The sequence below is a fragment of the Cellulosimicrobium sp. AB352 genome (assembly GCF_049538415.1).
Lineage (GTDB): Bacteria > Actinomycetota > Actinomycetes > Actinomycetales > Cellulomonadaceae > Cellulosimicrobium > Cellulosimicrobium funkei.
The window spans coordinates 20094-33637 of the sequence record NZ_JBMVFX010000001.1 but is presented as its reverse complement, the minus strand read 5'-3'; the positions used below and the strand labels follow the sequence as shown (position 1 = coordinate 33637).

Below are 13544 nucleotides of genomic sequence, written 5' to 3'. Positions count from 1 at the left end.
CAGCCGCGGGGCGTCCTTCCGGGGCGACCGGGGAGCAGCGTCAGGACCACGTCCACGTGCCCGTGACCTGCTCGATGAGCTCGTCGCCGTTGTCGTAGGGGGTGACGATCGCGATCACGAAGAACTGGACCTCGTCCGTGCCCGACGCGAACCGCTCGGGTGCGAAGGCGGTGATGAAGGCCTTCGTCCGCGTCTCCTCGAAGCTCCCCTCGACCCGGGTGATGTTCGCCGGAACGCCGTCGAGGGTGGTCGCCTCGTGCAGGCTGAGGATGCTGCCGTTCTCCGCGAAGTACGAGTCCGCGAGGAGGTCGACCGCTCCCCCGAGATCGGTCCCGACCCCCACGCCTCGGACGTCGCGACCCGCACCGGTTCGACCGACACCTGCCCGTAGACCGCCCCGACGCCCGTGGGCACCACCGCCCCGTCGACGACCTCGCCCCAGAGCTCGAGGGCACCGTGGCAGTGTTCCTCCTGGTCCGAGGAGACGTTGTTCACGAACGCCTTCGGACCCTCGTAGGACCAGCAGGGCGTCCGCACCGGCTGGCCCGAGACGATCGCGTACCCGGCCCCGGAGGGGGTCGCCGGCTCGCCCTCGCTCTGGGGCTTCACCGCCGCCGCAGGGGTCGCGCCGTCGTCGGTCTCGACGAAGGGCAGCGCGCAGCCGGGAACGACCGTGAGGACGACGGCGACCCCCAGTCCCGAGAGCACGCGACCGACGGTGGCTCTCCGACGCGTGGCGAGGCGAGTACGGGAACGGTGCCCCGTGCGAGGGACCGCGGTCGTTCGCTCGTGCTGGCACGTGCGCTCGTGCTGGTCGAGCATGATGATCCTCCTGGTCGTGGGCTCCTGGACCGGACGGTAGACGCCGCGACGGCGAGGGCACCCGTTATCCACAGGCCAGGATCCGCAGGATCTTGGGACGCCACGCTGTGACTCGGCTGATCGACCGCTCCGCGGACGAGAGAGCACCCGGGGCCGACGCCGCCGGCGGACGGGTACAGCGGATACCGCCCGGCCGCGCGCTTCCCCCTTCGCGCAACGGGTCGTGTCTCGGTCGTTGACAGAGCCGTCTCATCTATCGACAATCGATAGATGAGACCTCCCCTCGTCGCGTGCACACGAGCACTCCTGGTCCTCGTGGCCCTCGGCACCGCGCTGTCGATGTTCCTCGCCCCCCTCCTCGCCGCCGAGGTCGGGGCGCAGTACCCGGAGGTCCGCGGCCTCGTGGTCCCGTACTCCGTGCTGGCCGTGCTGGCGTTGCTCGCGGTCGAGGTCGCCCTCGTGGCGGTGTGGCGCCTGCTCGGCCTCGCCGCCCGCGACGAGGTGTTCGACCCGCGCGCGCTGCGCTCGGTCACCGTGGTGATCGGGTGCGTGGTCACGGTCGCGATCCTCGCCGCGACGGTGTTCGGTCACCTGACGTTCGGGGCGCAGCTCGGCGGGCCGCTCGTGCTCCTCGGCCTCCTCGGCTCGCTCGTGGGCGGGGGCGCGCTGGCCCTGCTCGTCGTGGTGCTGCGCGCGCTGCTCCGCGCCGCGACCGCCGACCGCCGCGAGCTGGCCGCGGTGATCTAGGTGCCGATCGTCATCGACCTCGACGTCCTCCTGGCGCGGAGGCAGATGTCCGTCGGCGACTTCGCCGCCGCGGTCGGCATCACGCCGGCGAACGTCGCCGTCCTGAAGAACGGGCGCGCGAAGGCCGTGCGCTTCTCGACGCTGGACGCCGTCTGCCGCGTCCTCGGGTGCCAGCCCGGAGACGTCCTGCGGTGGGTCCCGGACGAGCCCGACGACGCAGGACCGCCCGCCACCTGACCCGCCCGGCCGCCGCGTCGATGAGTTCGGCGACCGGACGACGTCTTACCCGTGACCGAGACCACGACGCCGCGGGAGCCGAGCCATGGGAAGCATCGAGATCGAGCTGTTCACGACCCTCGACCTCGTCGGGCAGGCGCCCGGCGGGCCGGAGGAGGACTCGGAGGGCGGGTTCGCGTTCGGCGGGTGGCAGGCGCCGCTGCTCGACGACGTCGCGGGCGAGCAGATCGCCGCGGCGTACGAGGGCACGGACGCGCTGCTGCTCGGACGCCGCACGTACGACATCTTCGCGTCGTACTGGCCGTTCCAGGAGGGCGGGCAGGACGACGACTTCGCGGCTCTGTTCAACCGCATCCCCAAGTACGTGGCGTCGCGCGGCACGCCGGACCTGCCGTGGGCCGGGTCGACGCTGCTCGGCCCGGACCTGCCCGCCGCGGTGCGCGAGGTGCGCGACCGGCACGAGCACGTCAAGGTCGTGGGCAGCCTCGACCTGGTGCAGACGCTGCTGACCGAGAGGCTGTTCGACCGCCTCGACCTGTGGGTGCACCCCATCGTGCTCGGCGCGGGCAAGACCGTGTTCGACGGCGGCGCCGTCCCCACCAACCTCACCCTCCTCGAGCCTCCCGCACCGAGCCCGACGGGCACGGTCCTGCTGCGCTACGGCCTCGCGGACGGCACGCCGGGCACGGGCGACATGAGCGAGCCGGGGCGCGGCGTCGGGCAGGACGCCTGACGCCCTGCTCGGCGCCGGACCTCACCGGCACCCCGGACGACCCACCGACCCCAGCACCTCAGGAGGCACCCGTGGCGATCCAGCGCCTCGACAACGTGGCCGTCGTCGTCGACGACCTCGACGCGGCCATCGCGTTCTTCGCCGAGCTCGGGATGGAGCTCGAGAACCGGATGACGATCGAGGGGCGGTGGGCGGAGCGCGTCGTCGGGCTCGACGACCTCCGCTCGGAGATCGCGATGATGCGCGTCCCCGGCGGCCCCGGGCGGCTGGAGCTCACGCGGTACCACGCGCCGGCGCCGCTCGACCTGGGGCTCGGCACCGCCCCGCCGAACGTGCTCGGCCTGCACCGGGTGATGTTCGCCGTGGACGACCTCGACGACACGGTCGAGCGCCTCGCCCGCCACGGCGGGGCGGTGCTGCGTGAGGTCGTACGCTTCGAGGACGCGTACCGCCTCTGCTACCTGCGGGGGCCCGGCGGCATCATCGTCGGGCTCGCGGAAGAGCTCGGGTGAGCCGCGGGCGCCGCTAGGAGGCGGTGGCCGCCTCGCCGCGCAGGATCGACGACATCTTCTTGCCGCGCGCGACCTCGTCGACGAGCTTGTCGAGGTAGCGCACCTTCTGCATGAGCGGGTCCTCGATGTCCTCGACGCGGACGCCGCAGATCACCCCGGTGATGAGCGAGGCGTTCGGGTTCCACGCAGGCGCCCGGTCGAAGAACTCCTCGAGCGTGATCTCGTCGGCGATCGCCTGCGCGAGGCCGGCGTCGTCGTAGCCGGTGAGCCAGCCGACGACCTGGTCGAGCTCGTCCTTCGTGCGCCCCTTGCGCTCCACCTTGGTCACGTAGAGCGGGTAGAGGCTCGCGAAGCTCATGCCGAAGATCCGGTGTCCCGCCATGGGTGTCCTCCTCCTGCCCCGGCCGAGCCCGTCGCGGGCTCAGCCCGTGCGGCGCCCGGTACCAACCACGCTACCGCGCGGCGGGGACGGCGCGGGCGCCGACCATCCCGTGCGACGCCTCGAGCCGGTCCACGAGCAGCGTCCCGGCCGCGACCAGCGGCACGAGCACGAGGTTGCCGAGCAGCATGGTGCGCAGGAACGGCAGACCCGCGACGTAGCTCGCGACGAGCCCGTCCGCTCCCGCCGGGTACCAGCCGCCGCGGCCCTGCAGCCAGACGCCGAAGTTCGTCCACGCGAAGAACCACAGCGAGCCCGCGACGCCGAACGCCGCGCCCGCGCCGACGCGGCGCCACCCGGTCGTGTTCCGCGCGAGCAGCGAGCCCAGCCCGACGACGAGCCACGCGCTCCACGTGAACAGCGCGATCGCCGTGTTGCCGAGCACGACGTCGGACACGACCGTCACCGCGAGCGGCACGACGAACGCCCACCGCGAGCGCAGCAGGATCGTCGCCGCGAACGTCGCCGCGGTGACGAGCTCGAGGTTCGGGGGTGCGCCGAGGTCGGCGCGCACGAGCCGCCACACGACGGCGAGCGCCGCGAGCGTGACGACGAGCGCCGGCCGCCACCAGCGCAGCGCCGTGCTCTCCGAGCGCGTCACGAGGTGAACGTCTCGAGCTTCCACGTGATCTCGTCCCCGTCCTTCGTCTCGAGCGAGCCTGCACCCACGGTAGCCATCTCGCCGTTCACGTACAGGGCCCAGAACTCGCTGTCCGGGTCGGCGGCGACGCCGTCGATCGCCGTGACGAACGCGTTCTCGCCCTCACCGGTCACCTGGGCGGACGGGTCCGCCTCGAGGAGCAGGTCGAGGGCCGTCGCGCCCTCGCGCCCCTCGTAGGAGAGCTCGGGCGCGTCCTCGTCGTCGCCGGACTCGTCGCCGGGCGCCTCGTCCGTCGCGTCGTCGGCCGGGGCGCTCGACTCCTCGCCCGCGGTCGCCGTGGAGGTCGACGTGGTGTCGGCGGCGGGCTCGTCGGCGGACGAGCACCCGGCCAGCAGGCCCGCGGTGAGCAGGACGGCGGTCAGGGCGGTGAGCGGGCGCGCGGACGTGGCGCGGAGCGTTCGGAGGGTCACGTCGCCAGCGTACGGAGCGCCGCCCGGCTCGCGCCGGGTCGCCCGCCTGTCGGACGACGGCCCCTCACCCGATCTCCTCGCCCGCGACGGCCCTGGCCGCCAGCCGCTCCTCCTCGCTGACCTCCCACACCTCGTACGCGGAGTGGCCCGCGAGGAGGATGATCCCGCACCCCAGCACGAGGTCCGGCCAGCCGGACCCGGTCCACGCGGTCACGAGCCCCATCGCGATGACGGCGACGTTGACGAGCACGTCGTTGCGGGCCGACAGGAACGCGGCCCGGCTCAGCGACCCGCCGTGATGGCGGACGCGGACGAGGAGCCACGCGCACACCCCGTTGACCACGACCGCGCCGAGCGAGGCGAGGACGATCGGCAGCACCTCGGGTGCGGGCGGGTCGCCGAACCGGCGCACGACCTCCCACGCCGCGAACAGCGCGGGGACGAGGATGAGCAGCGCCAGCGCCTTGCCCAGGACCGCGCGCCGCGCGAGCGGGAAACCCAGCGCGACGGCGATGAGCAGGTTGATCGCGGTGTCCTCGAGGAAGTCCACGCTGTCGGCGAGCAGCGACACCGAACCCGCCGCGAGCGCGACGGTGAGCTCGACGACGAAGTACGCGAGGTTGAGCCCCGCGACCAGCAGGACGGTGCGCCGCAGCAGCCCGACCAGGTCGGGGTCGCCCGCCCGTCGCGCGTCCTGCCCGGCGGACATCGTCAGACGTCGATGCGGGCGTGATCCAGCTCGGCCGCGCCGGCGACGATGAACTCCTTGCGCGGCGCGACGTCGCTGCCCATGAGCAGCTCGAACACGCGCTCCGCCGCCTCGGCGTGCTCGGCCGTGACGCGACGCAGGGTGCGGTGGCGCGGGTCCATCGTCGTCTCGGCGAGCTGATCGGCGTCCATCTCCCCCAGGCCCTTGTACCGCTGGATGTCGTCCTTGTAGCGGCGGCCGGCCTTGTCGAGCTTCTTGAGCGTCGCGGCGAGCTCGGCCTCGGAGTACGTGTAGATGTACTCGTTCTTGCGGCGCCCGGCGCCGATGACCTCGATGCGGTGCAGCGGCGGCACGGCAGCGAAGACGCGGCCCGCCTCGACGAGCGGCTTCATGTACCGGTAGAAGAGCGTGAGCAGCAGGGTGCGGATGTGGGCGCCGTCGACGTCGGCGTCCGTCATGAGCACGATCTTGCCGTAGCGCGCGGCCTCGAGGTCGAACGACCGCCCCGACCCGGCGCCGAGCACCTGGATGATCGCGGTGCACTCGGCGTTGCGCAGCATGTCGCTCACGGACGCCTTCTGCACGTTGAGGATCTTGCCGCGGATGGGCAGCAGCGCCTGGAAGTCGGAGCTGCGCGCGAGGCGCGCGGTGCCGAGCGCGCTGTCGCCCTCGACGATGAACAGCTCGCTGCGCTCGACGTCGTCGCTGCGGCAGTCGACGAGCTTGGCCGGCAGGGACGACGTCTCGAGCGCGTTCTTGCGCCGCGAGATCTCCTTCTGCTTGCGCGCGGTGATGCGCGCGCGCATCTCGGCGACGACCTTGTCGAGCAGCAGCGCGGCCTGCGTCTTCTCGTCGCGCTTGGTGGAGGTGAGGAGGGCGTTCAGCTCCTTCTCGACGACACGCGCCACGATGCCGCGCACCGGCGCCGTGCCGAGGACCTCCTTCGTCTGGCCCTCGAACTGCGGCTCGGCGAGGCGCACGGTGACGACGGCCGTCAGGCCGGCGAGCACGTCGTCCTTCTCGATGCGCTCGGACGCGTCCTTCGTCGACACCTTGAGGCGGCGCGCGTTCGTCTCGACCGCCTTGCGCAGCACCTTGAGCAGACCCTGCTCGAAGCCGCCGAGGTGGGAACCGCCCTTGGGCGTGGCGATGATGTTGACGAAGCTGCGGACCTCGGTCTCGTAGCCGGTGCCCCAGCGCAGCGCGACGTCGACCTCGCAGTCGCGCTGCACCGCCTGCGGGGTCATGTGACCCCGGTCGTCGAGCACCGGGACGGTCTCCGTGAACGAGCCCGAGCCCGTGAGGCGCCACGTCGCGGTGACGGGGGTGTCCGGCGCGAGGAAGTCGACGAAGTCGACCGACCCGCCCGTGTGCACGAACGTCTCCTCGTGCGGCCCGGACTCCCCCGGCGTCCCCGGCACGCCGCGCTCGTCGCGCACCGTGATCTCGAGACCGGGGACGAGGAACGTCGTCTGGCGCACGCGCGTGACGAGCTCGTCGTAGGAGAAGACGGCCGTCTTGAGGAAGATCTGGCGGTCCGCCCAGTAGCGGACGCGCGTGCCGGTGACGCCGCGCTTCGTCTTCCCGACGACCGCGAGCTCGGACCCGGACACGAACGGCTCGAACGGGGCGTCCGGCGTCGGGCCCGTCTTCGGGTCGCTGAACACGCCCGGCTCGCCGCGGTGGAAGGTCATGCGGTGCGTCTTGCCGCCGCGGTCGACCTCGACGTCGAGACGCGAGGACAGCGCGTTGACGACGGACGCGCCGACACCGTGCAGACCACCCGACGCGGTGTACGACCCGCCGCCGAACTTGCCGCCCGCGTGCAGCTTGGTGAAGACGACCTCGACGCCGGACAGGCCCGTCTTCGGCTCGATGTCGACGGGGATGCCGCGGCCGTCGTCCTCGACCGTCACGGAGGTGTCGGCGTGCAGCACGACCCGGATCTTCGAGCAGTTGCCCGCGAGCGCCTCGTCGACCGAGTTGTCGATGATCTCCCAGAGGCAGTGCATGAGACCGCGCGAGTCGGTCGTGCCGATGTACATGCCCGGGCGCTTGCGCACGGCCTCGAGGCCCTCGAGCACGGACAGGTGCCGAGCGGTGTAGCTGGACTCAGCGGAGGTGGTCGTCACGGCGGCAAGCCTAGACGAGGGCGCCCACAGCGCGGTGCTGCCCCGCCGCGCTGCCGCGGACGCCGCGCGATCGGGCGGGATGCGGCGGGATGCGTGAGATGCCGGCGGGAGACGACGGCGCCGGGTGAGCGCGCTTCGCGGGTAGCGAACCCGGCCCTCCCCCGGGACGAAACCTCAGGAGGGGATGGTTTGATGTTCATGTGACTGCTACGACGACCACCACCGAACCGCTGACCGCGGCCGACCGCTGCGACCGCTGCGGGGCCCAGGCGTACGTCCGTGTGGTCCTGCCGAGCGGCGAGCTGCTGTTCTGCGGCCACCACGCGCGGGCGCACGCGGATGCCTACACCGACCTCGCGACGTCCATCCAGGACGAGACCGACAAGCTGCTCGCGGAGCACGGCGCGCGCTGACGCGCCGGTCCGCCGAGCACCGTCCCGCGCCAGGAGCGCACGACCGCGGGGACCGGCTCCACCGCCCGGTCCCCCGCGACGACCACCTCAGAGACAGACCTCAGACACGACGAAGGCCCCGAGGAGATCTCCTCGGGGCCTTCGTCGTGCGACGGACGGCGGGCGGCCGGTGGTGCGCACCGGCCGCGCGCCGCGACGCGTCAGTCGAGGTAGTCGCGCAGCACCTGCGAGCGGCTCGGGTGGCGCAGCTTCGACATCGTCTTCGACTCGATCTGGCGGATGCGCTCGCGCGTCACGCCGTAGACCTTGCCGATCTCGTCGAGCGTCTTGGGCTGCCCGTCCGAAAGGCCGAACCGCATCGAGACGACGCCCGCCTCGCGCTCGCTCAGCGTGTCGAGCACCTGGTGCAGCTGCTCCTGCAGGAGCGTGAAGCTCACCGCGTCCGCCGGGACGATGGCCTCGGAGTCCTCGATGAGGTCACCGAACTCCGAGTCGCCGTCCTCGCCGAGCGGCGTGTGCAGCGAGATGGGCTCGCGGCCGTACTTCTGGACCTCGACGACCTTCTCCGGGGTCATGTCGAGCTCCTTGGCGAGCTCCTCGGGGGTGGGCTCCCGGCCCAGGTCCTGCAGCATCTGACGCTGCACGCGCGCGAGCTTGTTGATGACCTCGACCATGTGCACCGGGATACGGATGGTGCGCGCCTGGTCCGCCATCGCGCGCGTGATCGCCTGCCGGATCCACCACGTCGCGTACGTCGAGAACTTGTAGCCCTTGGTGTAGTCGAACTTCTCGACCGCACGGATCAGACCGAGGTTGCCCTCCTGGATCAGGTCCAGGAACAGCATGCCGCGACCCGTGTACCGCTTGGCCAGCGACACCACCAGACGCAGGTTCGCCTCCAGCAGGTGGTTCTTCGCCCGCTTGCCGTCGTGCGCGATCCACTGCAGCTCACGCTTGAGCTTGCGGTCCAGGTCGTCGCCCTCGGCCGCGAGCTTCTCCTCCGCGAACAGACCGGCCTCGATCCGCTTCGCGAGCTCGACCTCCTGCTCCGCGTTCAGCAGCGCGACCTTGCCGATCTGCTTGAGGTAGTCCTTGACCGGGTCGGCCGTCGCACCCGCGGTCACGACCTGCTGGACCGGGGCGTCGTCCTCGTCCGCGTCGGAGACGACGAAGCCGGTCTCCTCGGGCTCGTCGCTCGGCGCGGCGGCGGCAGCCTTCTTGGCACCCGGCTCCGCGGCCTCCTCGTCCTCGGTCACGTCGATCTCGAGGTCCTCGATCTCGACCTCGGCGTCGTCCTCGTCGTCGTCCTTCTTCTTGGCGCGCGCGGGCGTCGCCTTGGACTTGGCGGGGGCCTTGGCCGCGGTCTTGCGGGCGGCGGGCTTGGCGGGGCCGGTCGACGAGGTCTCCGCACCCTCGGCGTCGGCAGCCGGGGCGGCCTTCGTCGTGGTCGTGCGCTTGGTCGCCGACGCGGACTTCGTCGCGGCGGGCTTGGTGCGCGCGGTCGTCGTGCTGCGCGGGGAAGCCGCCGCGGCCACCTTCGTCGTGGTCGGGATGTCGACCTCGACGCCGGCGCCCGCGAGCGCGCGGAAGACCGCCTTCAGCCGCTTGGCGTCGTTGACGGCAGCCTGCTCGCACGCGGTGCGGAAGCTCTCGGCGTCGACGCGACCGTTCGCGCTGCCGCGCCGCAGGAGCTCCTGCAGGGCGGGGTGCTCGAACTCTCGCGGGAGTGCGGAAATCGGGGTTGAGGGCGCCACAAACCGACCTTTCGGCAATCATGGGGGGCGGTAGGGCCGCCGGAGCGGGGACGTGAACCGTGAAGTGCGGGCTGCTCTGGACTCTCACGGTGAGTCGTCGGGCTCTGGCGGACTACCTATATTGTACCGGCGATCCGTGCGCCGGACGCCGCGACACGGGGTGATGTCGGACCTGGCCGTCTCCCGACGGCCCGGCGCACCACGTCGTCACGACGTTCGTCACCCGGATTCGTGACGTGTACAACGGGCCGGGGCCCCGGAAGATTCCCCTGACCGCGCTGCCCTCACCCTGCGCGCTCCGCGCGCCGGACCGCAGGGATCCCCGTCTGCGCCGACGCGCGGGCCGGGTCAGACGCCGGCGGGCCGCTCGGGCTTGACGGCCAGCACGGGGCAGGGCGCGTCGAGCAGGATGCGCTGGGCGTTCGAGCCGAGGATGAGCTTGCCCACGGGGCTGCGCCGACGCAGCCCGATGACGATGAGGTCCGCCGACGACCGCTCCGCGGCGCCCACGAGGTCGTCCGCGAGGTCCGACGAGCCCTGCTCGCGGCGCAGCGTCGTGCCCGTCCCCTCGAGGCGTGCCTCCACGCGTCGCAGGTCGTCCTCGTGCGCGGCGACCAGCTCGGGAGTCGCCATGGAGGCCTCGGTCACGACGACGACGAGGTCGGTGCCGCGCCGGACGGCCTCGGTGGCCGCGCTGTCGAGAGCCTCGCGGCCCTCGGGCGTGCTCAGGTGCGCGACGACGACGCTCATGTGTCCTCCGGAGACGGCTCGTGGGTGCGGCCGGCCGCGGGGGCGACCGCAGGTCGTGTTGCGTCGAACCTACCCGACGTCGTGCGTGTCGGCGCACGCGTCGGCGCGGACCCAGCCCGGCGGGACGCCGGCGTCGAGCGCGCTCGCGAGCAGCAGCGCGAGCCGGTACGTCGGGTCCTCCGCCAGCGCCTCGGCGAGCCGCCGACGGGCCCAGCCGCCGTCGCCGTGCCACCAGGCCACGAGCGCCAGGAGCGTCAGCGCGGGCGCGGTGCTCCCGCGCGGCGCGTGGGCGACGACGGCCTCGAGCACGGCCCTCGCCGGTCCGGTGACCGCTGGGTCGGGCGCGAGGCCCGCGCCTGGGTCAACGACGGCCGCGATGGCGCGGCCCGTCCCGGCGTCCACGTCGCCGCCCCGCACCGTGCGGTCCGGCAGGTCGTCGGTCCCCGGCACGAGGGAGAGGAGCACGGCGTCGCGCACGGGGACCGACTCGAGGCCCGCGGCCAGGCGCCCGAGGACCGTCGCGGCGGGCACCGCGGCACCGGCGCCGTCGTCGACCGGCCCGCCGTCCCGCGCCCGGTCGCGCGCGACGACCTGCGCGACCGCGGTCCGCCACAGCGCGAGGGCGGAGACCCGCGCCGCGACCCGGGACGCGACGTCGTCGCCGGCCGCCACGGACCGGTCGCGGTCGCGCACCCGCCGTGCCGCGCGCGCCGCACGGCGCCGCGCGTCCGCGCCCGCGGGCGGGATCCGCAGCGCCTCCTCGCGCGAGTCCGCGAGCGCCGCCCCGGACAGCACCATGTGCGCGCCGACCTCGCTCGACTCGAGCTCGCGCAGCGACCTTCCCTCCGGCGGGCAGCAGTCGTCCTCGGCGCAGTCGAGCGCGTACCAGCCCGTCGACGACACGACCCACGCCTCGACGGGCCCGTGGTGCGGCTCGGCGGCCTCGCGGCAGTGCTCGACGGCGGCCCGCACCCGCGCCGCGACGCCCGCCGCGCGCAGCGGCGCGTCGGAGTAGACGACGAGCACGACGCGGCGTGCGCCGTCGGCCGCGAGGTGCCCCACGACGGACCGCGCGAGCTGCGGCCCGTGCTCGACGTCCGCCGCGTCGGCGACGTCGACGCGCACGACGAGACCGATGCGGCCGCGCGGTGGCCGCAGCCCCACGAGGACGACGCTGTCCTGCGGTCGGTAGCCGAGCCGGAAGGGGACGTAGGCGAGGAGCTCGCGCGGGCCCTGGGCCCGGATGAGGGTCGTCATGCGCCCATCCCAGTCGGTCGGGGCGGCGTGCGGGGCGCCCGCCGCCCGGCTGTGGACGACGCGGGGCGGGCACCCGGGGCTGTGGTCGGCCCCCGACCTCGGTGGTGGCTCGCGCACGCGCGGGTGACTACGGTGTGCGCGTGCCACCACGAACCCGCGCCGCCGCGCACCCGGCGCTCTCCCCCGTCGGCCGGGCCGCCGTCGTCCTCGTCGCGGCCGTGCTGGGCTCGACGCTCGCGGGGTGCCAGGCGGACCTGGGCGACGTGCAGAGCGCCGCGGCACCCCGGGAGGAGCAACCGGCGCCGGACGCCGACTCCGGCGCGCCGGGCACGCCGCTGCCCGACTACGACGCCGCCTCGGCGGTCGGGGACCTGGTGGAGGGGTTCCCCGCCGCGCTCGTCCCGGTGGCGCCGGGCGCCGAGGTGCTCGCGAGCTCGGCGCGGCCGTCGCAGGACGGCGCGCTCGTGGACGTCACGCTGAACCTGCGCTCCACGGACACGGTCGAGGCGCTCACCGCCTACTACACCGACACGCTGGGCGTGGCCGGTTTCGCGGTGTCGCCGTCGACCGTGCCGAGCGCGCTCACCTCGCTCACCACGTTCGTCCGCACGACGGCGCCCGAGGCCCCGACCGAGTCGGTCGCCGTCGGCGTCTTCGACGACGAGACGGAACGCCTCGTGACGATCAGCGGCCAGGTCGCCGCCGGCTGAGGTGCCGCGCCGCCCGACCGCCACCAGACCGGGCGGGCAGGGTGGCGCTCGCTCCGCATAGGCTGCCCCCGTGCCCAACCCGTCGCTGCCGACCTCGCCCTCCGTCCCTCCCCAGGCGTCGGAGGACCTCACCGACCCGAGCCCCGCCGCGCTCGTCGACCGCGAGGGGGTGCGCACCGGCGTCGACGACGCCCTGCACGCCTCGACCGCGGCGCTGCGCGCCGAGCTCGCCGGGACCCACCCGGACACGGATCTGCTCGCCGACGCGACGCAGGAGCTGCTCGCGGGCGGCAAGCGCCTGCGCGCCGCGTTCTGCTACTGGTCGTGGCGCGCGCACGGCGGTGACGCCGCGGGCCCGCACCGGACCACGGTGCTGCGCGCCGGCGCGGCGCTCGAGCTGTTCCAGGCGGCGGCGCTCTTCCACGACGACGTCATGGACTCCTCTGACACCCGGCGCGGCCGCCCGACGGCGCACCGCGCCTTCGCGGCGCGCCACCGCGACCTCGGCTGGTCCGGCGACGGCGCGCGGTACGGCGAGAACGCCGCGATCCTGCTCGGCGACCTCGCGCTCATCGCGAGCCACCGGGAGCTCGGCGACGCGCTCGACGACCTCGCACCCGCGGTCGCCACGCGGTCGCGACGCGTGTTCGGCCGCATGCAGACGGAGGTCACGGCCGGCCAGTACCTCGACGTGCACGCGCAGGTCCTGCCGTGGGGCGAGGACCCGGCGGCCGACGAGGAGCGGGCCCGGGCCGTCATCCGCTCGAAGTCCGCGCGCTACAGCGTCGAGCACCCCATCGCGCTCGGCGCGGCGCTCGCCGGTGCCGACGACGACGCGGTCGCCGCGACGAGCGCGTTCGGCCTGCCCGTGGGCGAGGCGTTCCAGCTCCGCGACGACGTGCTCGGCGTCTTCGGCGACGCGCAGGTCACCGGCAAGCCGGCCGGCGACGACCTGCGCGAGGGCAAGCGCACGGTGCTCGTCGTGCGCGCGCTGGCCGCGGCGACGCCCGCGCAGCGCGAGCTGCTGCTCACGCACCTGGGCGACCCGGACCTCGACCCGACCACGGTGGAGGACCTGCGCGCCGTCCTCGTCGAGACAGGCGCGCGCGACGCCGTCGAGTCGCTCATCGCGGAGCTCACCGAGCGCGCCGCGGCCGCCCTCGACGGGGCCGGGCTCGCGGAGCCGGGCGCGACGATGCTCGCGCTGCTCGCGCGCGCCGCCGTCGAGCGCACGGCCTGACCGCACCGCCGCCCGTCG

General features: G+C 73.8%; 16 protein-coding genes. 7 read left to right on the top strand and 9 right to left on the bottom strand.

Features of this window, described 5'->3' with window-relative positions; genetic code table 11:
- Positions 1-40 precede the first annotated feature (40 nt).
- Positions 41-343: a hypothetical protein gene (locus ACPCUX_RS00165; RefSeq protein WP_423387932.1), complete on the bottom strand. Its 303-nt coding sequence runs from the start codon at positions 341-343 to the stop codon at positions 41-43.
- 749 nt (positions 344-1092) lie between these two features.
- On the opposite strand from ACPCUX_RS00165, the gene ACPCUX_RS00160 reads away from it, so the two are divergent.
- From ACPCUX_RS00160 to ACPCUX_RS00145, 4 genes are all read left to right on the top strand, one after another.
- The gene (locus ACPCUX_RS00160; RefSeq protein WP_423387931.1) at positions 1093-1569 is read left to right on the top strand and encodes a DUF2975 domain-containing protein; all 477 of its coding nucleotides are present in this window, start codon (positions 1093-1095) and stop codon (positions 1567-1569) included.
- Complete coding sequence (locus ACPCUX_RS00155) at positions 1570-1806, top strand: helix-turn-helix domain-containing protein (RefSeq protein ID WP_034655601.1); 237 nt, start codon at positions 1570-1572, stop codon at positions 1804-1806. It begins immediately after the preceding gene.
- A gap of 85 nt (positions 1807-1891) precedes the next feature.
- A complete protein-coding gene (locus ACPCUX_RS00150) occupies positions 1892-2539 on the top strand; it encodes a dihydrofolate reductase family protein (RefSeq protein ID WP_415296238.1) in 648 nt (215 codons plus the stop codon).
- A gap of 71 nt (positions 2540-2610) precedes the next feature.
- Positions 2611-3051: a VOC family protein gene (locus tag ACPCUX_RS00145; protein ID WP_171468011.1), complete on the top strand. Its 441-nt coding sequence runs from the start codon at positions 2611-2613 to the stop codon at positions 3049-3051.
- 13 nt (positions 3052-3064) lie between these two features.
- On the opposite strand, the gene ACPCUX_RS00140 is transcribed toward ACPCUX_RS00145, so the two are convergent.
- From ACPCUX_RS00140 to ACPCUX_RS00120, 5 genes are all read right to left on the bottom strand, one after another.
- Entirely contained in the window at positions 3065-3433 is a 369-nt protein-coding gene (locus ACPCUX_RS00140; protein WP_363374675.1) for a DUF2200 domain-containing protein, read from the bottom strand.
- Positions 3434-3503: 70 nt separating this feature from the next.
- On the bottom strand, positions 3504-4091 hold the full coding sequence (locus ACPCUX_RS00135; RefSeq protein ID WP_171468013.1) for a DUF6580 family putative transport protein: 588 nt from the start codon (positions 4089-4091) through the stop codon (positions 3504-3506).
- A complete protein-coding gene (locus ACPCUX_RS00130; RefSeq protein WP_171468014.1) occupies positions 4088-4561 on the bottom strand; it encodes a DUF4430 domain-containing protein in 474 nt (157 codons plus the stop codon). Before ACPCUX_RS00130 ends, ACPCUX_RS00135 begins: the two co-directional genes overlap by 4 nt.
- Before the next feature lie 64 nt (positions 4562-4625).
- Complete coding sequence (locus tag ACPCUX_RS00125; RefSeq protein ID WP_415296240.1) at positions 4626-5270, bottom strand: cation transporter; 645 nt, start codon at positions 5268-5270, stop codon at positions 4626-4628.
- A 2-nt stretch (positions 5271-5272) separates the two neighbouring features.
- Entirely contained in the window at positions 5273-7402 is a 2130-nt protein-coding gene (locus tag ACPCUX_RS00120) for a DNA gyrase/topoisomerase IV subunit B (RefSeq protein WP_031315183.1), read from the bottom strand.
- 200 nt (positions 7403-7602) lie between these two features.
- Between ACPCUX_RS00120 and ACPCUX_RS00115 the strand changes: the two genes are divergently transcribed.
- Positions 7603-7815 (top strand): DUF7455 domain-containing protein, encoded by a 213-nt coding sequence (locus ACPCUX_RS00115; RefSeq protein WP_021479923.1) that lies wholly within the window; start codon positions 7603-7605, stop codon positions 7813-7815.
- A 200-nt stretch (positions 7816-8015) separates the two neighbouring features.
- Here ACPCUX_RS00115 and ACPCUX_RS00110 read toward each other — a convergent pair whose 3' ends face one another.
- From ACPCUX_RS00110 to ACPCUX_RS00100, 3 genes are all read right to left on the bottom strand, one after another.
- Positions 8016-9569 carry an RNA polymerase sigma factor gene (locus ACPCUX_RS00110; protein WP_021479922.1) on the bottom strand — a complete coding sequence of 518 codons (1554 nt, stop codon included), beginning with the start codon at positions 9567-9569 and terminating at the stop codon, positions 8016-8018.
- A 348-nt stretch (positions 9570-9917) separates the two neighbouring features.
- The gene (locus tag ACPCUX_RS00105; protein WP_085387770.1) at positions 9918-10319 is read right to left on the bottom strand and encodes a universal stress protein; all 402 of its coding nucleotides are present in this window, start codon (positions 10317-10319) and stop codon (positions 9918-9920) included.
- 69 nt (positions 10320-10388) lie between these two features.
- Positions 10389-11576: a DUF4192 domain-containing protein gene (locus tag ACPCUX_RS00100; RefSeq protein WP_423387930.1), complete on the bottom strand. Its 1188-nt coding sequence runs from the start codon at positions 11574-11576 to the stop codon at positions 10389-10391.
- 140 nt (positions 11577-11716) lie between these two features.
- Here ACPCUX_RS00100 and ACPCUX_RS00095 point away from each other — a divergent pair, with 140 nt between their 5' ends.
- Together ACPCUX_RS00095 and ACPCUX_RS00090 are read left to right on the top strand one after the other, a co-directional pair.
- Positions 11717-12286 (top strand): hypothetical protein, encoded by a 570-nt coding sequence (locus ACPCUX_RS00095; protein ID WP_423387929.1) that lies wholly within the window; start codon positions 11717-11719, stop codon positions 12284-12286.
- Between the two features lie 70 nt (positions 12287-12356).
- A complete protein-coding gene (locus ACPCUX_RS00090; RefSeq protein WP_232322551.1) occupies positions 12357-13526 on the top strand; it encodes a polyprenyl synthetase family protein in 1170 nt (389 codons plus the stop codon).
- Positions 13527-13544 lie beyond the last annotated feature (18 nt).

Bases quoted from the DNA above. Each gene is read 5' to 3' on its own strand.
- ACPCUX_RS00100 (WP_423387930.1), bottom strand. From the start codon at position 11,576: ATGACGACCCTCATCCGGGCCCAGGGCCCGCGCGAGCTCCTCGCCTAC.
- ACPCUX_RS00140 (WP_363374675.1), bottom strand. From the start codon at position 3,433: ATGGCGGGACACCGGATCTTCGGCATGAGCTTCGCGAGCCTCTACCCG.
- ACPCUX_RS00160 (WP_423387931.1), top strand. From the start codon at position 1,093: ATGAGACCTCCCCTCGTCGCGTGCACACGAGCACTCCTGGTCCTCGTG.
- ACPCUX_RS00105 (WP_085387770.1), bottom strand. From the start codon at position 10,319: ATGAGCGTCGTCGTCGCGCACCTGAGCACGCCCGAGGGCCGCGAGGCT.
- ACPCUX_RS00125 (WP_415296240.1), bottom strand. From the start codon at position 5,270: ATGTCCGCCGGGCAGGACGCGCGACGGGCGGGCGACCCCGACCTGGTC.
- ACPCUX_RS00150 (WP_415296238.1), top strand. From the start codon at position 1,892: ATGGGAAGCATCGAGATCGAGCTGTTCACGACCCTCGACCTCGTCGGG.